At 67.7% G+C, this 22,483-nt stretch carries 17 protein-coding genes and 1 pseudogene; 8 read left to right on the top strand and 10 right to left on the bottom strand.

The features are described from left to right. Nucleotides 1-337 precede the first annotated feature (337 nt). The gene (locus AC5Y2L_RS23255) at nucleotides 338-706 is read right to left on the bottom strand and encodes a hypothetical protein (RefSeq protein WP_499931467.1); all 369 of its coding nucleotides are present in this window, start codon (nucleotides 704-706) and stop codon (nucleotides 338-340) included. Nucleotides 707-883: 177 nt separating this feature from the next. Between AC5Y2L_RS23255 and rbpA the strand changes: the two genes are divergently transcribed. After that, on the top strand, nucleotides 884-1,219 hold the full coding sequence (rbpA, locus tag AC5Y2L_RS23260; protein ID WP_499931469.1) for an RNA polymerase-binding protein RbpA: 336 nt from the start codon (nucleotides 884-886) through the stop codon (nucleotides 1,217-1,219). Here rbpA and lnt read toward each other — a convergent pair. From lnt to AC5Y2L_RS23275, 3 genes and pseudogenes are all read right to left on the bottom strand, one after another. Then, a pseudogene (lnt, locus tag AC5Y2L_RS23265) lies at nucleotides 1,176-3,845 on the bottom strand (apolipoprotein N-acyltransferase). The gene rbpA and the pseudogene lnt sit on opposite strands and share 44 nt — an antisense overlap. 211 nt (nucleotides 3,846-4,056) lie before the next feature. Then, on the bottom strand, nucleotides 4,057-5,661 hold the full coding sequence (locus tag AC5Y2L_RS23270; protein WP_499931471.1) for an amidohydrolase: 1,605 nt from the start codon (nucleotides 5,659-5,661) through the stop codon (nucleotides 4,057-4,059). A 9-nt stretch (nucleotides 5,662-5,670) separates the two neighbouring features. Continuing rightward, nucleotides 5,671-6,192: an FxsA family protein gene (locus tag AC5Y2L_RS23275; RefSeq protein ID WP_499931474.1), complete on the bottom strand. Its 522-nt coding sequence runs from the start codon at nucleotides 6,190-6,192 to the stop codon at nucleotides 5,671-5,673. A gap of 73 nt (nucleotides 6,193-6,265) precedes the next feature. Between AC5Y2L_RS23275 and AC5Y2L_RS23280 the strand changes: the two genes are divergently transcribed. Further along, nucleotides 6,266-6,982 carry a dienelactone hydrolase family protein gene (locus AC5Y2L_RS23280; RefSeq protein WP_499931476.1) on the top strand — a complete coding sequence of 239 codons (717 nt, stop codon included), beginning with the start codon at nucleotides 6,266-6,268 and terminating at the stop codon, nucleotides 6,980-6,982. A gap of 22 nt (nucleotides 6,983-7,004) precedes the next feature. Here the strand turns inward: AC5Y2L_RS23280 and AC5Y2L_RS23285 are convergent, their stop codons facing one another. Next, nucleotides 7,005-7,391 (bottom strand): PPOX class F420-dependent oxidoreductase, encoded by a 387-nt coding sequence (locus AC5Y2L_RS23285; RefSeq protein ID WP_499931478.1) that lies wholly within the window; start codon nucleotides 7,389-7,391, stop codon nucleotides 7,005-7,007. Between the two features lie 81 nt (nucleotides 7,392-7,472). Beyond that, nucleotides 7,473-11,045, bottom strand: coding sequence for a cobaltochelatase subunit CobN (gene cobN, locus AC5Y2L_RS23290; protein ID WP_499931480.1), 3,573 nt, complete (start codon nucleotides 11,043-11,045; stop codon nucleotides 7,473-7,475). 54 nt (nucleotides 11,046-11,099) lie between these two features. Between cobN and AC5Y2L_RS23295 the strand changes: the two genes are divergently transcribed. Next, nucleotides 11,100-11,921: an SDR family oxidoreductase gene (locus AC5Y2L_RS23295; RefSeq protein WP_499931482.1), complete on the top strand. Its 822-nt coding sequence runs from the start codon at nucleotides 11,100-11,102 to the stop codon at nucleotides 11,919-11,921. Then, nucleotides 11,896-12,816, top strand: coding sequence for an oxygenase MpaB family protein (locus tag AC5Y2L_RS23300; RefSeq protein WP_499931484.1), 921 nt, complete (start codon nucleotides 11,896-11,898; stop codon nucleotides 12,814-12,816). Before AC5Y2L_RS23295 ends, AC5Y2L_RS23300 begins: the two co-directional genes overlap by 26 nt. Here the strand turns inward: AC5Y2L_RS23300 and AC5Y2L_RS23305 are convergent. Further along, nucleotides 12,813-14,270, bottom strand: a complete 1,458-nt coding sequence (locus AC5Y2L_RS23305) for a flavin-containing monooxygenase (protein ID WP_499931487.1) — start codon at nucleotides 14,268-14,270, stop codon at nucleotides 12,813-12,815. The two genes, AC5Y2L_RS23300 and AC5Y2L_RS23305, sit on opposite strands and share 4 nt — an antisense overlap. A gap of 52 nt (nucleotides 14,271-14,322) precedes the next feature. Beyond that, nucleotides 14,323-14,985 carry an alpha/beta hydrolase family protein gene (locus AC5Y2L_RS23310; RefSeq protein ID WP_499931489.1) on the bottom strand — a complete coding sequence of 221 codons (663 nt, stop codon included), beginning with the start codon at nucleotides 14,983-14,985 and terminating at the stop codon, nucleotides 14,323-14,325. A gap of 133 nt (nucleotides 14,986-15,118) precedes the next feature. On the opposite strand from AC5Y2L_RS23310, the gene AC5Y2L_RS23315 reads away from it, so the two are divergent. From AC5Y2L_RS23315 to AC5Y2L_RS23330, 4 genes are read left to right on the top strand one after another with little or no spacing between them, the layout of a single operon-like run. Then, nucleotides 15,119-16,627 (top strand): HNH endonuclease signature motif containing protein, encoded by a 1,509-nt coding sequence (locus tag AC5Y2L_RS23315; protein WP_499931491.1) that lies wholly within the window; start codon nucleotides 15,119-15,121, stop codon nucleotides 16,625-16,627. Nucleotides 16,628-16,667: 40 nt separating this feature from the next. Beyond that, nucleotides 16,668-17,765, top strand: a complete 1,098-nt coding sequence (gene cobG / locus AC5Y2L_RS23320) for a precorrin-3B synthase (RefSeq protein ID WP_499931493.1) — start codon at nucleotides 16,668-16,670, stop codon at nucleotides 17,763-17,765. 4 nt (nucleotides 17,766-17,769) lie between these two features. Beyond that, a complete protein-coding gene (locus AC5Y2L_RS23325) occupies nucleotides 17,770-18,396 on the top strand; it encodes a precorrin-8X methylmutase (RefSeq protein ID WP_499931495.1) in 627 nt (208 codons plus the stop codon). Then, nucleotides 18,393-19,865 (top strand): precorrin-2 C(20)-methyltransferase, encoded by a 1,473-nt coding sequence (locus AC5Y2L_RS23330; protein WP_499931497.1) that lies wholly within the window; start codon nucleotides 18,393-18,395, stop codon nucleotides 19,863-19,865. Before AC5Y2L_RS23325 ends, AC5Y2L_RS23330 begins: the two co-directional genes overlap by 4 nt. Here AC5Y2L_RS23330 and bla read toward each other — a convergent pair. Continuing rightward, the gene (gene bla / locus AC5Y2L_RS23335) at nucleotides 19,862-20,782 is read right to left on the bottom strand and encodes a class A beta-lactamase (RefSeq protein WP_499932340.1); all 921 of its coding nucleotides are present in this window, start codon (nucleotides 20,780-20,782) and stop codon (nucleotides 19,862-19,864) included. The two genes, AC5Y2L_RS23330 and bla, sit on opposite strands and share 4 nt — an antisense overlap. Nucleotides 20,783-20,803: 21 nt before the next feature. Continuing rightward, nucleotides 20,804-22,333, bottom strand: a complete 1,530-nt coding sequence (locus AC5Y2L_RS23340) for a PPE family protein (RefSeq protein WP_499931499.1) — start codon at nucleotides 22,331-22,333, stop codon at nucleotides 20,804-20,806. Nucleotides 22,334-22,483: the final 150 nt, after the last annotated feature.

Genomic DNA, 22,483 nt, shown 5'->3' on the forward strand with positions numbered 1-22,483 from the left:
CTAACCCTCAACTGAAGTTGGCCGCCGTTGACCGCCGCACGCGAGCCACAGTTTGCTGCACAGCAGGACCCCGGTACCCAAAAGGACCTTGTCGTGCTGCTCGCCGACCCAAGAATCTCGCTGGTGAGTATGGCCAACTCCGGCGCGATTTCAAAACGTCCGATACTCCCAGTTGCTACGCGAAACACTCGACCGGCTCACGCGGCGAGGTGCACGGTGTCCGCCCGGCGACTGCTACACCGGGCCCGCCGTCCATGCCGCGACTGTACCCGGCCACTTATCGGCCGAGGTCGGGGCGCATGTCGGCGATGGTCGATGCGCGCGAACCGACCCGGGCTCAGACACCTACTCGCCGCCAGCCGTCGGCCGCCCGCGCCGCTTTGACCAGGGCGTCGCACAATTCGCGGAGTTCGGTGGCCCCGGCCCCCTCGTCCAGCGCGGTGGCGACATCCTCCGCCGCGCATCGCACCTGGTAAACCCGGTCTGAAAGGTCCGCCGCGTCCTCGGCCGAAAGCACCACCGCGTCAGCGGGCAGCGCCAGCGAGCCACCGGCCCCGCCCCGGCTGATCAGGGCTCGCTGCTCGTAGGCACGCTGCCGGCAGGACTGCCGGCAGTACTGGCGACGACGGCCCATCCCGGTATCGGTCACGTCTCGGCCGCACCAGCGGCACGGTTGGGGACGGGCGCGACGCTTGCCAAGGCTCACGCCGCCGACTTTAGCCCGGCAGGAACGCCGATCCCGGTATCATTGACCTTCGCGAATGGTCGCGTCGCTGGATGTCCGGTGCCTTCCGGGAACTGCGCGGGCCGTCGCAACGTTTGCCAAGCGAAGAGAATCGCCATTACCGGAGCCGAAGAGCTCAGGACCAAAGGAGAAACGCCGATGGCAGATCGCGTCCTGAGGGGCAGCCGCCTCGGAGCCGTGAGCTATGAAACTGACCGCAACCACGACCTGGCGCCGCGTCAGATAGCGCGATACCGCACCGACAACGGCGAGGAGTTCGAAGTTCCCTTCGCCGACGACGCTGAAATCCCCGGCACCTGGCTGTGCCGTAACGGCATGGAAGGCACCTTGATCGAGGGTGACCTGCCCGAGCCGAAGAAGGTCAAGCCGCCGCGCACGCACTGGGACATGTTGCTGGAACGCCGCACCGTCGAGGAACTCGAAGAGCTGCTCAAGGAGCGCCTCGAGTTGATCCGGTCGCGCCGGCGCGGCTGACCCGAGGCGGCCGCGGTCTAGCGGGTCTGGGCGCGTGCCGCCCGGGCGCGGCTGAGCCTGCCGTCGACACCCCATCGGGTGACTTTGACCAGGGCCTCACGGATATTGGACCCGCTCATCTTGGAGACGCCGAGTTCGCGTTCGGTGAAGGTGATGGGCACTTCGACGACGAGGAAGCCGTTGTTGACCGTGCGCCAGGTCATCTCGATCTGGAAGCAGTAGCCCTTGGAGTCGACGGTGTCCAGATCGATGGCCTCCAGCACCTCGCGGCGGTAGGCACGGTAACCGGCGGTGATGTCGTGCACGCCGATGCCGAGCGCCACACGTGAATAGGTGTTGGCCGTCTTGGACAAGGCCAGGCGCCGCCAGGGCCAGTTGCGGACCGACCCCCCGTCCACATAGCGCGAACCGATGGCCAGGTCGGCTCCGTCGTCGACGGCGTCCAGCAGTCGGTGCAGCTGCTCGGGCGCATGGCTGCCGTCGGCGTCCATCTCGACAAGCACCGAGTACTCACGACTCATCCCCCAGGCGAAGCCTTCGAGATAGGCCGCGCCCAGGCCGTTCTTGGCGGTGCGGTGCAGGACGTGGGTCAGGCCGGGCTCGGCCAGGGCCAGGTCGTCGGCGAGCTGGCCGGTGCCGTCGGGGCTGTTGTCGTCCACGATGAGCAGGTGCACGCCGGGGCAGGCGTCCCGGAGCCGTCGATGGATCAGCGGCAGGTTTTCCCGCTCGTTGAAGGTGGGGATGATCACCAGGACGCGCTGGCTCGGACGATCGCCGGGCTGGCCGGTGGTCATGTGGCTCCTTTGTGTCGCGGGATGTGACGCGGAGTGTAATCACCAGGCCCATCGGGCGCAGTGTCCGTGAGCTCCGGAACGTCCTCGTCGGGGGTATCCGAGCCGTCAGCTGCGACCACGGCGGCACGCTGCGGCGAGGGACCTGAGTCCCGGGTTTCCGGTGCGGGGGCACCGGAGTGGTCAGGCTCGCCCGAGGATCGGGACCCCAGGCGAATCCGACGCGGGAACCACCCATTGTGCCGTATTGCCACGAGAATGACCGCTCCAGCCGCCCCCACCAGGAGCCATTGCAGGATTGGCGCCCACCTCGTCGCCGGGGTCAGTGTCGCCTTCAGGCGCACCTGGCTGTCCAGGTAGGCGGGCTCGAAGAAGTCCGTGCGGGCCAGCTCACTGCCGTCCGGGGCGATCACCGCGCTGATCCCAGTAGTGCCCGCGACGACGACGTACCGGTCGTGCTCCACGGCCCTGACCTTGGCGAACGCGAGCTGTTGTTCGCTCATCGTCTGGTTGAAGGTGGCGTTGTTGCTGGGCACGGCCAGCAGCTGGGCGCCGTTGCGGACCGCCTTTCGCGGCTCGCGGTCGAAGATCACTTCCCAGCAGGTGGCCACCCCGAGCGGCACGCCGCCGATCTGGACGACGTCGCTGCTGCTGCGCGGCACGAAATGGCCGGCCCGGCTGGCGTAGCCGGAAAGATGCCGGAAGAGCCAAGGCATGGGCAGGTATTCGCCGAACGGCTGGACGATTTCCTTGTCATGACGGTCCGCCGGTCCGGTGACCGGGTTCCAGACGATCACGGTGTTGGTGAACTCGGGGGCTCCTTCGGGCCGGTCTGGAACATCGAGCACCGTCCCGACCAGAATCGGCGCGCCGATCACTCGCGCCGCCTCCGAGATCTGCTGCCCGGCGTCGGGGTTGACCAGCGGGTCGACGTCCGACGAGTCCTCCGGCCAGATCACGAACTGCGGCCGCAGCGCGGCCCCCCGGCGCACGTCCTCCGCCAGCCGCAGCGTCTCCTGGACGTGGTTGTCCAGGACCGCGCGGCGCTGGGCGTTGAAGTCCAGGCCCAGCCGGGGCACATTGCCTTGCACCACAGCCACGGTGACAGTGGGCTCGTCGCCCGATCCGGCACCGGCGTGCCGCACTTGCGGCCAGACCACCATGGCGCCCAATAGCACCAGGCAGATGCATATGCCCGGCAGCAACACCCCCGGCGGGCGAACGGCTGGGGCTTCCGGGGCTAGCGTGCTGCCCGGTGGGCCGGGTTGAGCGCCGGATGTGAACCACCGCGCGATTTCCAGCGCGATCGCGGCGAAGCTGCATGCGACGAGCACGACCGCCGCTGACAGCAATGGCACGCCGCCGACCCGGACCAATGGCAGCAACGGCCCGCTGGTCTGGCCATAGGCCACCGAGCCCCAGGGGAAACCCCCGAACGGAATGGTCGACTTCAACCACTCCTGCGCCGCCCACAGCACCGCAAACCACAACGGCCAGCCAGGCAACCGGCGCACGACGACGGCGAACAGGCAGAAGAGCCCCGGAAACAGTGCCGAGACCGTCGCCAACGCCAGCCAGGGCACGGCACCCACCAGCAGGCTGACCCACGGCAGCAGCGGCAGGTAGAAGGCCAACCCGAACAGCAACCCGTAGCCCATGCCGCCGACCGGCGTCGTAGCGGGCCAGGTCAGCACCCACGAAAGCAAACCAAACGCGAGGATGGCGGCCCACCACCAGTTCGTCGTGGGAAAGCTGGCGAACAGCAGCGAGCCGGCAATCACGGTGACCACCAGCCGAGGCACACGCGGCACCAACGCGGCCCGCGCGGCCGGCAAGAGCGCGGCCGCCGCGGCTCTGGCTCGAGCTGCCGGGCTCGCCGGGGCGTCTTCGACGTCAACGTTGTCGTCGTGCCGCTCATCCTCGATTGCCGGCGCCTCCGCGGTGTCCGCGGCCTCGGTGGGCACGCCGACGTCCCGAGTGGTTGTGGCGTCGTCGTTCGGGGGGGCCGGCCGGTTACGCTCGACGGGCCGTTTCCGTCGGGCGTGCTTAGCCATGGATGACGACGCCCCGATGCACGGTCTGGCGGCAACGTGGCAGGGCGTCCGTCGGGCCCAGCCTCGGCAAGGCGGGCACCCGGGAACGCGGATCGGTGGACCACCGCTGCACGGCGTCGCGCGGGGCTGTGGCATCAAGGGCTCCGGCGTCCCAGATGGCATAGGAGGCCGGCGCGCCGGGGACCAGGGTGCCGGTCTTGCCGTCCCGGACACCGGCAGCCCGCCAGCCACCCCGGGTGGCCGCCGCGAACGCCGCCCGCGCCGAAATCGCGCTCCCCGGCGTGCGGTGATTGACGGCTGCCCGCACGCTTTGCCACGGGTCGATAGCCGTGACCGGGGCGTCGGAACCGAGCGCAAGAGGCACGCCTTGGGATGCTAACAGCGCCAACGGGTTGAGCCGGCTGCCTCGATCAGCGCCGAGACGACGCGCGTACATGCCGTCGCCGCCACCCCAGAGCGCGTCGAAATTGGGCTGCACGCTGGCGATGACACCCCACGCGCCGAGCTTTGCGGCTTGCTCCGCGGTCACCATCTCCAGATGCTCCAGACGGTGCCCACAGCGCGCCACGGCAACCGCCCCGACGTCCGCCACGACGCGCTCGAGAGCGGCGATCGCCGTCGAGACCGCCGCGTCGCCGATGACGTGGAAACCCGCGGTCACCTCCGCCTCGGTGCAGGCGCGCAGGTGCGCTTCGACGGCGTCCGGCCCCAGGTGGCAGGTGCCGGTGCAATCCGGCGCGTCGGCGTACGGCTGGTGCAGCCAGGCGGTTCGCGAGCCGAGCGCGCCGTCGACGAACAGGTCACCGGCCAGCCCGCGGGCCCCGGTCTGCGCGACCAGCGCGCGGGCCTGCGCAGCGGTGGTCACCGCCTGTCCCCAGTAGCCGATCACCTCGACGCCGTGGTCGAGCCCACGCAGCTGAAGCCAGTCGTCGATGCCGGCGATTTCGGGCCCGGCACATTCGTGCACCGCGACGATGCCCGCCGCGGCGAGGGCCTGCAGCGCTGCGGCGCGAGCCTCGGCAAGCTGCTGGGTGGTCAGTAGGTCACGGGCGACGGCCCGGGCCAGGTGGTGGGCGGTTTCGACCAGCGGCTGCTGTGCACTGAAACCATCCGTCGCGGCCAGGTTGGGGACCCGGTTGCGCAATCCGCTGGACGCCAGAGCCGAGTGCACGTCGATGCGGGTCAAGTAGGCGGGTCGGTCGCCCAGCACGGCGTCCAGGTCGTCGGTGCTGGGCGGAGTGTTCTCGGGCCACGTCGATTCGTCCCAGCCATGGCCCCACACCGGCCGACCGGGATGGGCAGCCGCGTAGTCGGCGATCATTCGGACGCAGTGCTCACGGGAGCTGGCCGTCCGCAGATCCAGCCCGCTGATGGTCAGTCCGGTCGCGGTGAGGTGGATGTGGCTGTCGACGAACCCCGGCGTGACAAAACCGCCGTCGAGATCCTCGACGTCGGCATCGGGGAACTGGCTGCGCCCGACGTCGTCGCTACCCAGCCAGGCGACTACCGCGCCGCGCACCGCCATGGCGGTGGCGTCGGGATGGGTCGGGCTGTAGACCCGGCCGTTCACCAGCAGCTTGGTCGGGATATCGGTCACACCGCAAAACTACGGGGCGTGCTGAGTGGTGGCGGTCTGGACGTGGGCCGGCGGTAGCGCCGGCGCCTCGACGTCCCTGACGTCCAGGACCTCGCCGTCGATGTAGTCGCCAGGCTCACGGCGGTCACGACCATCGTGGAACGTCCGGACGTCTGTGATCAGCGGAATCCGCCGCCCGACCCCGCGCAGCACGATCGCGGCCAATGCGGGCCGGGCGAGGGCGCGAATCGGCGGCGCCAGCAACAGGATGCCCAGGGCCGTGGTGACCAGTCCGGGCACCAGAATCAGGACCGTGGCCAGGCTGACCATCGCCCCGTCGCTCAGCGCGCTGCGCGGTTCCTTCAGGCCCGACCGCAGCTGCACCACTTGGGCGCCGAGCTGCCACCCGGCCAACGGAACCCACACCACGACGCCCAGAACGGCGGTGACCAGCAGCGCGAGCAGTGTCCAGCCCCACCCGACGGTCGCCCACAGCGCGAGTGTCGCCGCGAGCTCGACGACGACGTAGACAAGGAACAAACCCCGGACCATATGACGCCAACGTCTGCGAGTGCAGCCGAAGTTCCTCTGGTGACCCACGTCGCGACTGCAGTTAGATGGCGATATGACGACGATTGAGATCGATACCCCCGACGGATTGATCGACGGGCTGTTGAGCCTTCCCCCCGGCAAAGGTCCTTGGCCCGGTGTGGTCGTGATTCACGACGCCATCGGCTACGGGCCGGACAAGGAGTCGATCAACGACCACGTCGCCCGCGGCGGGTATGTGGCGCTCACGCCGAATCTGTTCTCCCGAGGCGGCCGCGCTCGCTGCGTCACACGCGTCATGCGTGAGCTGCTGACCAAGCGCGGTCGTGCGCTCGACGACATCCTGGCGGCCCGCGATCACCTGCTGCGGATGCCGGAATGCACCGGCCGGGTCGGCATTGCGGGCTTCTGCATGGGCGGCGGCTTCGCGTTAGTCATGTCGCCCCAGGGCTTTGGCGCTTCCGCGCCGTTCTACGGCACCCCGCTGCCACGCAACTTGAGCGAGACCCTGGACGGGGCCTGCCCGATTGTGGCGAGCTTCGGCAGCCGCGACCCGCTGGGTGTGGGCGCCGCCAACAAACTGCGCAAGGTCACCCAGGCCAAGAACATCACTGCAGACATCAAGAGCTACCCCAAGGCCGGGCACAGCTTCGCCAACAAGCTGCCCGCCCAGCCGCTGTTGCGCATCACCGGCTTCGGCTACAACCGGGACGCCGCAGAAGACGCCTGGAGCCGTGTCTTCGCGTTCTTCGGCGAGCACCTGGGAGCCGGGGGCGGCGACGTGGTCCGGTGAGTGAGGACGGTACTCATCGACGCTAGGTTTGGGCGACCCTGAGTTCGAGGCCGACGTTGTTCTCCATGCCGCCGCGCAGCTTGCTGAAGAGATTGAATACCTTGCCGACGATGCCGTATCGCTTGCCGATGGCGTCGTAGACGGCGGCGTTGTGGGACTTGTCGAGGATGGTTGCGGTGCCCTCGACGGCATCGCTTTTCGGTCGGCCACGGATGTCGCAGACGGCCAGCGTGACGCGCGGGGTGTTGCGGATTCGCTTGACCTTCCACGACTTTGCCTCGGTGATGACGAGCAGACGATCGCCGTCGGCCGCGGCCCAGATCGGAACCGGCTTGGGCCGGCCGTCCTTGGTGAACGTGGTCAGCAGGATGTACTGCGCCTTGGCGAGGTCGGCGAAGGTTGGTTTCACGGCTGCCAACCTACCTCTACTACCGGTGACCGGCCTCAAATGCACACCAAACCAGCGTTTTTGGCGTGCATTTGCGGCCGGTCACCCTTCTAAATCACCCTCGGTTTCCAGCAGCGCCTGACGCAGCCCGTCCAGGGTGTCGGCCTGCGGGTTGGCCCACATGCCGCGGCCGGCCGCCTCCAGCAGTCGTTCGGCCATGCCGTGCAGCGCCCACGGATTGGACTCGGCCATGAACTTCCGGTTCTCGGGATCCAGCACATAGCGCTCGGTCAGCTGTTCGTACATCCAGTCGGCCATCACCCCGGCGGTGGCGTCGTAGCCGAACAGGTAGTCCACCGTGGCCGCCATCTCGAACGCGCCCTTGTAGCCGTGCCGGCGCATCGCGGCCATCCAGCGCGGATTGACCACGCGGGCGCGGAACACCCTGGTGGTTTCTTCCGACAACGTCCTGGTGCGGATCGCGTCGGGCCTGGTGTTGTCGCCGATGTAGGCCACCGGCGCCTGGCCGGTGAGGGCGCGGACGGTGGCGACCATGCCGCCGTGGTACTGGAAGTAGTCGTCGGAGTCGGCGATGTCATGCTCGCGGGTGTCGGTGTTCTTGGCGGCCACCGCGATTCGGCGGTACTGACGGTTCATATCGTCGACGGCCTCGCGACCGTCCAAGCCGCGGCCGTAAGCGAAGCCGCCCCACGCGGTGTACACCTGCGCGAGGTCGGCGTCGTCACGCCAGTTGCGACTGTCGATGAGCTGCAGCAGCCCGGCGCCATAGGTACCTGGCTTGGAGCCGAAAATCCTTGTCGTGGAACGGCGTTGGTCGCCATGCTGCGCCAGGTCAGCTTGAGCATGCGCGCGGACATAGTTCTGTTCGGCGGCTTCGTCGAGGTCGGCGACCAGCCGCACCGCGTCGTCGAGCATGGTCACCACATGCGGGAAGGCATCGCGGAAGAACCCCGAAATCCGCACCGTCACATCGATACGCGGGCGGCCCAGTTCGCTCAGCGGAATCGCCGTCAAGCCGACAACCCGCCGCGACGCGTCATCCCACACCGGCCGAACACCCAGCAACGCCAGCACTTCGGCGATGTCGTCACCGGCCGTCCGCATCGCCGACGTGCCCCACACCGAGAGCCCGACCGACCGCGGCCACTGCCCGTGATCGGCGCGGTAGCGGGCCAGCAGCGAATCCGCCAGTGCCACACCGGCTTCCCAAGCCAGCCGGGACGGCACCGCTTTGGGGTCGACGGAGTAGAAGTTACGGCCAGTGGGCAGCACGTTGATCAGGCCACGCAGCGGGGATCCCGACGGCCCGGCCGGGATGAAGCGGCCGTCCAAAGCCCTGAGTATCTGCGCGATTTCGGCGACGGTGCCGTCGAGCCGGGGTATCACTTCGGTGGCGGCGAACCGCAGCACCGCGGCGACGCCGTCGTTGTCGGTGAGCCGGCTTACCGCGGCGGGGTCCCAGCCGCTGGCCTGCAGTTCAGCGACCAGTGCCCGCGCGGTTGCCTCGGCCTGGTCGACGGCGGACCGCTCGTCGGTGCCGTCCTCGGCCAGACCCAATGCTTGCCGCAACCCGGGGATGGTGTGCTCGCCGCCGAAGAGCTGGCGTGCTCTCAGCATGGCCAGCACCAGGTCGAGTTCTTGTTCCCCATCCGGCTTTTGACCAAGGACATGCAGGCCGTCGCGGATCTGGACGTCCTTGATCTCGCACAGCCAGCCGTCGACGTGCAGGATCATCTCGTCGAACGCGTCCTCTTCCGGCCGCTCGGTCAGCCCCAGGTCGTGGTCCATCTTGGCGGCCCGGATCAGCGTCCAGATCTGCTGGCGGACCGCGGGCAGCTTGGCTGGGTCCAGCGCGGCGACGTTGGCGTGCTCGTCGAGTAGTTGCTCCAATCTGGCAATGTCGCCGTATGTTTCGGCGCGAGCCATGGGCGGGATGAGGTGGTCGACGAGTACGGCGTGCGCTCGCCGCTTGGCCTGGGTGCCTTCGCCCGGGTCGTTGACCAGGAAAGGGTAGATCAGCGGCAGGTTGCCCAGCGCGGCGTCGGGCGAGCACGCCGCCGACATGCCCAGCGTCTTTCCGGGCAGCCATTCCAGATTGCCGTGCTTGCCCAGATGTAGCACGGCGTGTGCTTGGAAACCGGAGTCCAGCCAGTGATATGCGGCCAGGTAGTGATGGCTGGGCGGCAGATCGGGGTCGTGATAGATCGCGACGGGATTTTCGCCAAAGCCGCGCGGCGGCTGGACCATCAGCACCAGATTGCCGGCTTGCATTGCGGCGATCACGATTTCGCCGTCGGGATCCTTGCTACGGTCGACGAACAATTCGCCCGGCGGCGGGCCCCAGTGCGCTGTCACCGCATCGGCAAGCTCGGGAGGCAAGGTAGCGAACCACGCGCGATAGTCCTTGGCGGACACCCGGATTGGGTTGCCAACCAGTTGTCCTTCGGTGAGCCAGTCGGGATCCTGTCCCCCGCGTTCGATCAACGCGTGAATCAGCGCGTCCCCGTCGCCCGCGTCCACGCCGGGCAGCTCGCCCACCCGATAACCGTGTTCGCGCATCGCCCGCAGCAGCGCGACCGCGCTCGCGGGGGTGTCCAGGCCGACGGCGTTGCCGATGCGGGCATGCTTGGTGGGATACGCCGAGAACACCAGGGCCACTCTTTTGTCGGCGGGTGCGACATGCCGCAACTGCGCGTGACGCACCGCCAGTCCGGCTACCCGCGCGCAACGCTCCGGGTCCGCGACATAGGAGATCAACCCGTCGTCGTCAATCTCCTTGAACGAGAACGGAACTGTGATGATACGGCCGTCGAATTCGGGCACCGCCACCTGACTGGCCACGTCGAGTGGGCTGAGCCCGTCGTCGTTGTTCAGCCACTGCTCGCGGGGGCTGGTCAGGCACAGACCCTGCAATATCGGAATGTCCAGTGCCGCAAGGTGTTCCACGTTCCAGCTGTCGTCATCGCCGCCCGCCGACGCGGTGACCGGCTTGACCCCTCCGGCGGCGAGCACGGTCACCACCATGGTGTCGACGTCGCCGAGGCGTTGCAGTAGTTCCGGTTCGGCGGTGCGCAGCGACGCGCAGTACAGCGGCAGTGCCCGCGCGCCGGCGCTTTCGATTGCCCGGCACAGCGCTTCGACATACGCGGTATTGCCGGCCAAGTGCTGCGCCCGGTAGTACAGCACCGCGATCGTCGGGCCGGTTGTGCCGCCGTCGGGTCGTTCCAGCTCGCCCCAGGTGGGAGTGACCACCGGTGGCGTGAAGCCGAAGCCGGTCATCAGCACCGTGTCCGACAGGAAGGCGTGCAGCTGGCGCAGGTTTTCCACACCGCCGTGGGCCAGGTAGATGTGCGCCTGCACGGCAATGCCGGCAGCGAGGGTGGACAGGCCCGTCAACTCGGCGTCGGCCGCTTGCTCGCCGCTGACCAGCACGGTCGGCGTGCCGCTGGACAGCACGATGTCGATACCGCTCTGCCAGGCACGGTAGCCGCCGAGTATCCGGACCACCACGATCGCAGCGCCGGCGAGCAAGTCCGGAAGTTCCTCGTCGGACAGCCGTGCCGGGTTGGCCCACCGGTAGTTCTTGCCGCTCGACCGGGCGCTGATCAGGTCGGTGTCGGACGTCGAGAGCAGCAGGACGGTCGGCTCGGCCACCTATCATTCGTACCGTAGTTCCGTGGCTTCGCTGCTTGTGGGTAGCGTGTCGGCATGGCATCAGCTATCGCAGGCAAGGTCGTCGCCGTCACGGGTGGGGCGCGCGGAATAGGACTGGCGATCGCGACGGCTCTGCACAATTCCGGCGCCAAGGTCGCCATCGGAGACATCGACGAACCGGCCGCCAAAGAAGCCGGACGCGCGTTCGAGCTTTCGCGCAAGTTGGACGTGACCGATCGGCAATCCTTCACCGATTTCCTCGACGACGTCGAAAAGCAGCTGGGACCACTGGACGTTTTGGTGAACAACGCCGGTGTCATCGCGGTGGGCAGCGCGGTGGACGAGGACGACGCCGCCACCGAACGCCTGCTTGACGTCAACGTTTTCGGCGTGATCCTGGGCACCAAGCTGGCCGCCAAGCGAATGTTGCCCCGCCGACGCGGTCACATCGTCAACATCGCGTCGCTGGGTGGTCTGCTGCCGACGGAGGGAATCGCAACCTATTGCGCCACAAAGCATGCCGTGCTCGGATACACCGACACCGTCCGCCTGGAGAACCGCGGCAGCGGCGTGCACTTTTCGGCAATCATGCCGACGCTGACCAACACCGAAATGATCGCAGGTATCGGCCATGGGACGGGCTTCAAGAACGTCGAACCCGAAGATGTCGCCCGGGCCGTAGTTAGCACGATCGTCAGGCCGAAACCACGTGTGGCCATTCCTCGCTCATTTGGTATCGCGCTGTCCGCTCAGCGTTTGGTCCCCCGGCCCTTGGCGGAGGCGCTGGGTCGCGTGCTGGGTACGGGCCGCGTTTTCACCAGCGACGTTCAGGCCGAGAAGCGCGTGGCGTATGCCCGACGAACTGGGACATCCTGAGGATGCCGTGACCACCCGGATCGACCTGGGCCCGCGGTCTCTGCTTTGGCGCTGGGCGGGCGACATGCGGATTGCCTTCGAGGGCGGTACGGCGGGTCTGATGCAGACGATGCATCCCGCCATAGGCCAGGGCCTCATCGATCACTCGAATTTCTTCGACGACCCGGTGGATCGGGTATTCCGTTCGCTGCCTGGCATTCTCGGCACTGTCTACGATGGCCCCGACGCGGATGAGACCGGGATCAAAGTGCGCGATTTCCACCGCGACATCAAGGGCGAATTGCCGGACGGGCAGCGCTATCACGCGCTCAACCCGGAGACCTACTGGTGGGCGCACGCCACGTTCCAGATGATGGTGCACCGACTGGCCGAACACTGGGATTCCCACCGGCTGACCGATCGAGAACGCGAACAGCTCTACCGGGAAGGCTGCGAATGGTATCGGCGGTACGGCATGTCCGAGTCGGTGCTGCCACCCACGCTGGCCGAGTTCAACCGTGAATATCAGCGCTACTGCACCGAAGTACTGCAACCCAATGCGGCTTCGGACTATCTGATTGCGTTCATTCAGCGCTCCGCGATCCCCGACATGAGCACATCGCCGGATTACCCGAGCCATCCGCTACTCCGTCCGCTGATGGATGCGCTGCTGCCCACACGGCCCGTGCGGACCGCGCTGGCGCCGCCGATGCGCCTGGTGATCTTCGGGGGCCTGCCGCCAATTGTGCGAGAGCGCTTCAATATTCGGTGGACCGGCGCCGACGAGTTCAGCTACCGCGCGGTTCGGACGGCAATTCGGCAGGGCTGGCACGTCATGCCCGCATCCCTGAGATGGCACCAATCCGCCCGGAAGGGCTGGCTACGCGAACTGGGCAGAGTTCCGCGCCGACTTTAGGCGGTACGGACGTCGAAATGGTCGAGCTCCGGTTGGCGCAAGAGCTCGCTATGGGTCTCCGGAGTCCACGGGAACAGCTCGGGCAGGCCGTCTTTGCCGAGGTACCAGCTCTTGCAACCGGTGACCCAGATCGTCTGCGGCATAGCGGCTTTCATGTCCTCGTTGTACTGCTTGGTGGCCGCTTCGGTCGGGGCCGCGGCACGCACACGGCCGTCGCGCAACGCCTCGATCCACCACATCACATAGTTGGCTTGGTCCTCGGCGATCGGGATCAGCGACTGATTGCCGATCGGCGAATGCGGTCCCATCATCATGAACAGATTCGGGAATCCGGGCACCGCAATCGACCGGTAGGCCATCGGGCCATCGGCCCAGACGTCGTCCAGCGCGATCCCGCGCTCGCCGATCACCTCTAGCGGGCGCACATAGGCGCGGGCGTCGAATCCGGTGGCGAAAACGATTAGGTCCAATTCGTGCAGCGTGCCGTCGGCGGTGACGATGCCGCGGGGTTCGATGTGGTCGATGGAGTCGGTGATCACTTCGACACCCGGCTTTTGCACGGAACGGTAGAAATGGCCGGCCATCACCTGTCGCTTGCACATCGGCTCGTACGTCGGAGTGAGCTTGGCGCGTAACTCCGGATCGCGCACCGAAAGGCGCAGGTTCCATCGACACTCGAAGGTGGCCAGGCTGCGCTGCCAGCCCGGACGGATCGGCGCACGGCCGAACAAATGCCGGAAGAGCCACCCCCAGAAGCGATATGGCCACCAGTTCAATGCCGGCCAACGTGACAGCACCGCTTGGGCCAGCTTCGAGTAACGCGGGTTGGGCATCGGATAGACCCATTGCGCGGTACGTTGGAAGATCTTCAGTTCGCGAACCTTGCCGCCCAGCTCCGCGGCGATCTGGACACCGGTAGATCCGGTACCGATCAGGCCAATCCGCTTGTCCGGCAATGAAACCGAGTGATCCCAGCGCGACGAATGAAAAGCGGGCCCGGCGAACGTGTCTCGTCCTGGAATATCTGGATAGGACGGCACCCGCAACACTCCGGTTGCGGTGACGAGGACGTCGAACGTCTCGTCCCCTTCGGGCGTGGTGAGGTGCCAGCGACCGTCGTCGTATTGAGCCGCGGTGACGTTGGTGCCGAACCGAATGTGTTCGCGGATGCCTCTTTCGGTTGCGACCTCCTGGAAGTAGGCCTGGATCTCCGGACCCGGCGGCAGCCAGTGTGACCACTTCGGGTTCGGCCGGAATGAGTAGGAGTAGTAGCGCGACGGTACGTCGCAGGTGAGACCGGGATAAGTGTTGTCGCGCCAGGTGCCGCCGACGTCGTCTGCCTTTTCGAAGATGGTGAACGAATCGATACCGGCGTCCTGCAGCTTGGCCGCCATGCAGATACCGGACATTCCGGCGCCGATGATCGCGATTTGCAGCTGGCGTTGGTGCGTCATGTGTTCACCCGACCTCTCTGGCTGCACGTTACGCCGGTCGGGCGCCCGCGACTCAGAGTTTGGCGGCGATGAGAGCGGCGACGTGGCCGGCCATGTCGCGTGCTTCCTTGCTCTGCCCCGGCTGGTAGCGATCTGCGACTGGGTCGTAGTCGGCCCCGGCGATCGTCCCGTGATCTGCATCGAGCTCCACCAATTCCACCGGCCATCCGACCCGTTCGAGGGAAGCGGCGAAATCTCTGCCGGCCGTTATCGGCACCGCGTCGTCATCGAGACCCTGCAGCAGCAGGAAAGGCGAACCGACGTGCTCGGCCGATAGCCCGTCGGTCACCAGGCGTCCAGCGATCGGATCGGGGGCCATGAATGCACCGGCCAAGCAAATGGTATGGGCGACTTCAACATTGAAGTCGGCTGCCTCCAGCGCCACGCGGGCTGCGGCGACACCTCCCAAGGACCACCCGACGAGCACGAGGCCGTCGTTCGCGCGACGCCGGGCGAAGTCGAGCGACTGCAGCAGATCCGCGCGGCCGCCGTCGGCGGCATGGGAGTTCCAGTCCGGCGCGACGACGGCAGCACCGTGGTCGGCGAGCAAGCCGGCCAGCGGCCGGACGGCGGCTCGGGCGTCGGTTTGCATGCCGTGCCACAGCAGGATTGTGGGCCGGGTCGAATCGCCGTACACGTCGGCCAGACGTGCCGGGGCGTACTCCACCGTTTCCACGGCTATCAGGGTGCCCGGGTCGGCATGCGTTCAACCTTCGGGGCCGCTTGTCGTTTATCCACAGTTGGACCTTTGTCCACAGCCCAAGGATCGCTGACTTACGGCGTCTGATGAGACGCCTAAGATCGAACGTATGTGCGATAGTCCCTGGCCGAGCGTCGAAGCCCTGAAGACCGCCGATGATGCGGCCGTGGTCGCCGCGATCACTTGGTGGACGCGGGCGGAGGCCGCCGCGGCGGCTCGCCGGCTCGAGGCTGTCGCCGAGTTCGTCCGCCGCCGTGCCGACGGTCCAACCGACTGCGCTCACTGGTCGTGCGACAACTGGGATGCCATGGCCGCTGAAGTCGGGGCTGCCCAAGGCATCAGCCACCGTATGGCATCGGCTCAGATGTATCTGGCTGTGGGACTACGGGATCGGCTACCGAGAGTGGCAGCGCTGTTCGCCGAAGGCACGATCAGCGCGCGCCTGGTGTCGACGATCGTGTGGCACACGGACCTGATCAAGGACCCTGAGACCTTGAGCTTGGTCGATAAAACCTTGGCGGAGGACGCAGCACGATTCGGTCCGATGTCGGCGACTAAGACCTCGCAGGCTATCGACGCCGTCGTCGATTTCTACGACCCCGGTGCCTTGCGCGGCATTCAGGACGCGGTTCGCAACCGCGAGGTTGTCATCGACGGGTCAAAGGAGGAGTCGGGTACCGCCGCCCTGTGGGGACGGTTATATGCCACCGACGCGGCTGTGCTGGACAGGCGGCTCACTCAAATGGCCCAAGAAGTCTGCGAGGGCGACCCGCGCACCCACCAGCAGCGTCGTGCCGACGCATTGGGGGCATTGGCCGCTGGAGCTGATCGCCTCGCCTGTCGCTGCGGCGCGCCCGACTGTCTCGCCGCCGCCGTCCCCGACCGTCGTGCGGGCAGTGTGATGATCCACCTCCTCGCCGAGGGATCAACGGCAAGCTTTCAACCCGACATGTCGGGCAGGTCCGAGCCAGGGGCCGTCACTGAGCCAGCACCGCGGACCGAGCCACCTCAGAAACGACCCGCCGCCTTGATCATGAATGGCGGCGGCGTGGTGCCCGCGCCGCTGCTGGCCGAGCTGATCAGAGATGGTGCGCAGGTAAAACCGACAATCCATCCGGGCAATCGGGTCGCACCGGAGACTGGTTACCGTCCGTCGGCAGCGCTGGACATGTACGTGCGATGCCGCGATATGACCTGTCGGTTTCCCAACTGCGACCAGTCCGCCGAGTTCTGCGATGTGGACCACACGATCCCATATCCGCTTGGTCTGACCCACCCTTCGAACTTGAAGTGTCTGTGCCGAAAACATCACCTGCTCAAGACATTTTGGACAGCCTGGCACGACCAACAACTGCCCGACGGCACGGTGGTGTGGACTTCGCCGACTGGCCAGACGTACACCACCCGTCCCGGCAGTCGGCTGCTATTGCCGATGCTGTGTCTGCCTACGGGCGAGTTGCCGCCCGCGCCGACGACGAGCCGTCCAGCCGGCGGACGGGGATTGATGATGCCCAGACGCCGCCGCACCCGCGAACAAGACCGGACGTCCCGCATCAACGCCGAGCGTGCTCTCAACGCTGCTCATGTCGCCGAACGCAACAAACCGCCGCCTTTCTAGCGGCGTTCGCCGTCCTCGACGAACGTCGTTACCGTAAACCATGCCCCGATCCCGCAACACCGACGCCTGCCCGGGCGCGCTGCAAGTGCACCAGGCCGCCGACGGGCCGTTGGCGCGGGTCCGGTTGCCAGGCGGCATGATCACCGCCACGCAGCTGGCGACCTTGGCAAGCGTCTCGAACGGGGCGGGCTCGGGCACGCTCGAGCTGACCGCCCGGGGAAACATCCAACTGCGCGGCATCACGGACGTCACCGCCGCCGCCGACGCGATTGCCGGCATCGGGCTGCTGCCATCGGCGATGCATGAGCGCGTCCGCAACATCGTCGCCTCGCCCCTTTCCGGCCGGGTCGGCAAGCAGCCAGATGTTCGCAAGTCGGTGGCTGACCTCGATGCGGCCATCTGCCGCGAGCCAAGATTCGCGGAACTGGGCGGCCGGTTCTGGTTCAGTCTCGACGACGGCCGCGCCGACGTGTCCGGCCTGGGTGCCGACGTCGGTGTCCACGTCATGCACGACGGTGTCGCCCTGCTGCTCGCCGGACGAGACACCGGGGTGCGGGTCGACAACGTCGTCGATGCCCTACTAGAACTAGCGCTGCGGTTCGTCGAGGTCCGCGGAAAGGCTTGGCGGGTAACCGAATTGGCTGATCCTGCGGCCCTGCTGCCCGGGGCCGCACTGGGCGCCCGATTTAAAACCGTCACCCGGCCGCCGGTCGGCTGGATCCAGCAAGAGGACGGCCGGGTCGCATTGGGTGCCGCGGTCCCGTTGGGCGTTCTGCCCGCCTCCACAGCGGAATACCTGGCGGCGATCCAGGCCCCGATGGTGATCACGCCGTGGCGGTCGGTGCTGGTGTGCGATCTCGACGAAGCTGTGGCCGACACTGCGCTGCGCGTGCTGGCTCCGCTGGGCCTGGTGTTCGACGAGAACTCCCCCTGGCTGAACGTCAGCGCCTGCACCGGCAGCCCCGGCTGCGTGCACTCGGCCGCGGACGTGCGGGCCGACGCGGCGCAAGCGCTGGACGCGGCTTACCCCGTGCACCGGCATTTCGTCGGCTGCGAACGGGCCTGCGGCAGCCCCCAGACGGGAGAGGTGTTGCTCGCGACCGGAACGGGATACCGGTTGTTGCGCCCCTTAAGGTGAGCGAGTGCTCGACTACCTTCGCGACGCCGACGAGATCTACCGTCAGTCGTTTGCGACCATCCGGGCCGAAGCCGACCTGACCCGGTTCCCCGCCGACGTCGCGCGGGTGGTGGTTCGGCTGATCCACACCTGCGGACAGGTCGACCTCACCGAGCACATCGCCTACACCGACGACGTCGTCGACCGAGCCGGCGCGGCGCTACGTGGCGGCGCGCCGGTGCTGTGTGACTCGTCGATGGTGGCCGCCGGCATCACCACCGCGCGGCTTCCGTCCGGTAATCAGGTGGTGTCGCTGGTCGCCGATCCGCGCGCCGCGGAGTTGGCTGCTCGGCGCGAGACCACCCGCTCGGCGGCCGGCGTGGAATTGTGGGCCGACCGCCTGCCGGGGGCGGTCCTCGCCATCGGCAACGCGCCCACCGCCCTGTTCCGGCTGCTCGAACTGATCGACGAGGGCGTCGCGGCGCCGGCCGCGGTGCTCGGCGGGCCGGTGGGATTCGTCGGGTCCGCCCAGTCCAAGGAGGAACTCGTCGCTCGCCCGCGCGGCATGTCCTATCTGGTGGTCCGTGGCCGCCGCGGCGGCAGTGCCATGGCTGCCGCCGCCGTCAACGCGATCGCCGCCGACACCGCATGACCACCCGTGGCACGCTGTGGGGCGTCGGACTGGGGCCCGGCGACCCGGAGTTGGTGACCGTCAAGGCCGCCCGAGTGATCGGGGAGGCCGATGTGGTGGCTTACCACAGCGCCCGCCACGGCCGCAGCATCGCTCGCGGCATCGCCGAACCATATCTGCGGTCCGGCCAGATCGAGGAGCATCTGGTCTATCCGGTGACCACCGAAACCACCGACCATCGGGGCGGCTACGCCGGCGCGCTCGAGGACTTCTACGCCGAGGCCACCGAGCGCATCGCCGCGCACCTCGACGCGGGCCGCAATGTGGCCCTGCTGGCCGAGGGCGACCCGCTGTTCTACAGCTCCTACATGCACCTGCATACCCGGCTGACGCAGCGGTTCAACGCGGTGATCGTGCCGGGTGTGACGTCGGTCAGCGCCGCTTCGGCGGCCGTGGCGACGCCGCTGGTGGCCGGCGACGAAGTGCTGTCGGTGCTGCCGGGCACATTGCCCGTCGACGAGCTGACCCGTCGGCTCGCCGATGCGGACGCGGCCGTCGTACTCAAACTGGGCCGCTCGTATCACAATGTCCGCGAAGCACTTTCGGCGTCCGGCCAGCTGGCCGACGCCTTCTATGTGGAACGGGCCAGCACGCCCGGGCAACGGGTGCTGGCGGCCGCTGACGTCGACGAGACCAGCGTGCCGTACTTTTCGCTGGCCATGCTGCCCGGCGGCCGCACCCGTGGCGGCACGGCGGGAACCGTCGCGGTGGTGGGTTTGGGACCCGGCGACCACGACTGGATGACGCCGCAGAGCCGGCGCGAGCTGGCCGTCGCCACTGACGTGATCGGCTACCGGGGCTACCTGGATCGCGTCCCGGCCCGCGATGGCCAGCAGCGTCATCCCAGCGACAACACCGACGAGCCCGCGCGTGCGCAACTGGCCTTCGCACTCGCCGAACAGGGCCGCACCGTCGCTGTGGTGTCGTCGGGCGATCCGGGTGTGTTCGCGATGGCCACCGCCGTTTTGGAAGAAGCCAAGCAGTGGCCGGGGATACGGGTCAGGGTGATTCCGGCGATGACGGCTGCGCAGGCCGTCGCGAGCCGGGTCGGCGCTCCCCTGGGCCACGACTACGCGGTGATCTCGTTGTCGGATCGGCTCAAGCCGTGGGAGGTGATCGCCGCGCGTCTGCAGGCCGCTGCCGCAACGGATTTGGTTTTGGCCATCTACAACCCGGCCTCGAAGTCGCGAACCTGGCAGGTAGGTGCGATGCGCGAGGCGCTGCTGGCCCACCGGGAACCAAGCACGCCAGTGGTCATCGGGCGCAACGTTTCTGGGCCCGACGAGGAAGTCCGGGTGGTGCGCCTGGCCGACCTGGACCCCGGCGACGTCGACATGCGCTGCCTGCTGATTATCGGATCGTCTCAAACCCAGTGGTACACAACCGATTCCGGCGACCGGGTGTTCACCCCGCGGCGCTACCCGAGCTAGCCGCCGATTCCGGACGCGGCGATGGTGGCGGCGGCGGCAACGATCGCGTCGTTGGACGGAGCATCGTAGCCGCCGCTGACGCGGTCGGACATGATGGCGACGACGTAAGGCGCGCCGGTGGGTGACCATGTGACCGCGACGTCGTTGGTGCGGCCGTAGTCACCGGATCCGGTCTTGTCGACGACTTTCCAATCGGCGGGGAATCCCGCCCGGATCCGTTTGGCGCCGGTGGTGCTGCGCGCCATCCAATCGGTGAGCAACGCCCGTTTGTCAGACGGCAACGCGTCACCAAGTACGAGCTTCTGAAAGACGCGGGCGATCGCCCGCGGAGTCGTGGTATCCCGCTGGTCATCGGGGGCGTCGCGGTTCAGCTCCGGTTCTACCTGGTCCAGCCGGCTCACGTCGTCGCCCAGGCTGCGCAGGTATGCGGTGAACGCCGCTGGTCCGCCGAGCTCGCCGAGCAGCAGATTGGCGGCGGTGCCGTCGCTGTAGCGGATCGCGGCATCGCACAGCTGCTTGATGGTCATTCCGGTCTGGACGTGCTGTTGGGTCACCGGCGATGCCGACCGGATGTCGTCGGCGGTGTAGGTGACGACTTTGTCCAGTTGCGGCAGCGGGTTGTGTTGCAGCACCGCGGCCACCAGTGGCGCCTTGAAGGTGGAGCAGAAGGCGAACCGCTCGTCGGCGCGGTAGGCGATCTCACCAGTGGCACCGGCGGCGGGCACGTATACCCCGAGCCGGGCGCCGTGCTTTCGCTCCAGCTGATCGAAGCGACCGGTCAACTCCGGCCCCGCCGCCGCAGTCGGCGCGGCACGAACACCGCTCGCGGGGCGCGCACAACCCGCGAGCGGAATCAATAGCACTGCCGCGAATAGTTGTCGACGAGCGTGGACATGCGGTACGCGTTCCGCCCGCAAAAGGCGTGTCACGCGTCCAGGTTAGAGCGTGTCGTCGCCCCAGCTGCGCGGCAGCATCGGCGCATTCGGCTCGTCGTCCAGCGTGACCAGCCCGGCAGGCTCAAATCCGGACTTGGGCGCGGCACCGGCGAACCCAACTGGTCCCGCGCCCGCCTCGGATGCCGAGGATGCTTCCTCAGGGTCGAGATCCAGGTACTCGTAGCGATGGGCGTGATCTTGAACGTCCGCCGTGCGACGACGACGCCTGCGCGACCGCTCTTTTGCCGCCGCCGCCGTCGCGGCCGGTTCTTCGGCCTCGTCGGGCGCGGACTCCTGGGACTTACTGCGCGCACGACTGCTGGCACTGCTGCGCGACGACAGCCCCGCCAGGCCGACCGCGTACTGGACATCGGCCATGCCGGCACCGACGCCGTCCGTCGCGCCCCCGAAGCCTGCGCCGGGACCGCCATCGACGGGTGGGCCTGCGGAGGCCGTGGCAGCAGTAGGCGCGACCGTGGATACGGTGGCGCTGGTCGCATGTGTCGGGGTGCCAACGGTCGTGGTCGGCGTCGAAGCGGGCATGGGGGTTGTCGGCGCCGGCGCTGGGGCCGCCGAGGGCAGGGTCGCCGGAAGCGTGACGGCGGCGGCGGCGCCGGCGGCACCCGCAACAACCGCGGCCACGCCTACCGCAACGGTGGCCGAAAACGCCACGATCATCGCCGGAGCAAGCAACACCGCCAACTGAACAGCCTGCTGGGCGAACCCCCAGACGACCATCAGCGCGTGGAAGATGAACCAGGCCATCGCCGTGGCCAAGACCGGAGTCATGCCCGGAATCTGCATCAGCTGAGCGGCCAGCGCATTGGCGAAGGGCACCGCGGGAATTGGCCACCCATCCGGGAACAATGCCTTTCCCAGCGGCCAGGTGACGTTCTTGGTGAAGTCCGAAAGCCAGGTCGCCAGCTGGTCCTGCCATGACGTGGCGGGCGGAGTGTCGGCAGCTTGTGTTACGGCTGTGTGGGCCTCTCCGCCAGGGGCGAGAATTGACGGCGCCGGCGCGGTCACGGGAACGGCAGCCAACGCCGATGTACTGACAACTTGGTAAGCGGTCATCGTCTCGGCGGCTTGCACCCACATCCGCACGTAGTCGGCCTCGTTCACGGCGATGGGAATGGTGTTGATGCCGAAGAAGTTCGTGGCCACCAGCACTGCGTGGGTGGCGTGGTTGGCCGCCAATTCGGCCAGCGTCGGCATGGCGGCCAACGCGGTCGTGTAGGCGGCGGCCGCCGTCTGGTGCAGTGTCGCGGCGGCGCTGCTCTTGGCGGCGCTTTCCAGCAGCCAGGCCAGGTAGGGCCCGTGCGCCGCCACGTATTGCTCCGCGCTGGGGCCTTGCCATGCCCCGCCCTGTACCGCGCCCAGCAATCCGGTCAGCTCGTCGGCCGCGTCGGCGTATTCGGTGCCCAGCGATGTCCATGCGGCGGCGGCCGCCAGCAGCGGTCCCGGCCCCGGCCCGCTGCTCAGCAGCGTCGAGTGCACCTCCGGTGGCAGGGCCATCCAAATCGGTGCGGTCATCGACGCGATCCTTCGGCAACAGCACGCAGCGACATGATCACCCTCTCGAAAACCAAGTGGCACTTTCGGTTACTGGTCGGCGGCTGTTGTCGTTTGGTTCCGGCCGGGTTTCTATGAATTCGGCCTGAGAATCTCTACGACAGCCAGTCG

It is taken from the genome of Mycobacterium sp. NGS66, assembly GCF_059812225.1.

Excerpts from the sequence above, each read along its gene's own strand:
- AC5Y2L_RS23295 (WP_499931482.1), top strand. The coding sequence starts at position 11,100 with ATGGCATCAGCTATCGCAGGCAAGGTCGTCGCCGTCACGGGTGGGGCG.
- AC5Y2L_RS23330 (WP_499931497.1), top strand. The coding sequence starts at position 18,393 with ATGACCACCCGTGGCACGCTGTGGGGCGTCGGACTGGGGCCCGGCGAC.
- rbpA (WP_499931469.1), top strand. The coding sequence starts at position 884 with ATGGCAGATCGCGTCCTGAGGGGCAGCCGCCTCGGAGCCGTGAGCTAT.
- AC5Y2L_RS23305 (WP_499931487.1), bottom strand. The coding sequence starts at position 14,270 with ATGACGCACCAACGCCAGCTGCAAATCGCGATCATCGGCGCCGGAATG.
- AC5Y2L_RS23340 (WP_499931499.1), bottom strand. The coding sequence starts at position 22,333 with ATGACCGCACCGATTTGGATGGCCCTGCCACCGGAGGTGCACTCGACG.
- AC5Y2L_RS23315 (WP_499931491.1), top strand. The coding sequence starts at position 15,119 with ATGTGCGATAGTCCCTGGCCGAGCGTCGAAGCCCTGAAGACCGCCGAT.
- AC5Y2L_RS23275 (WP_499931474.1), bottom strand. The coding sequence starts at position 6,192 with ATGGTCCGGGGTTTGTTCCTTGTCTACGTCGTCGTCGAGCTCGCGGCG.
- AC5Y2L_RS23300 (WP_499931484.1), top strand. The coding sequence starts at position 11,896 with ATGCCCGACGAACTGGGACATCCTGAGGATGCCGTGACCACCCGGATC.
- AC5Y2L_RS23280 (WP_499931476.1), top strand. The coding sequence starts at position 6,266 with ATGACGACGATTGAGATCGATACCCCCGACGGATTGATCGACGGGCTG.
- cobG (WP_499931493.1), top strand. The coding sequence starts at position 16,668 with ATGCCCCGATCCCGCAACACCGACGCCTGCCCGGGCGCGCTGCAAGTG.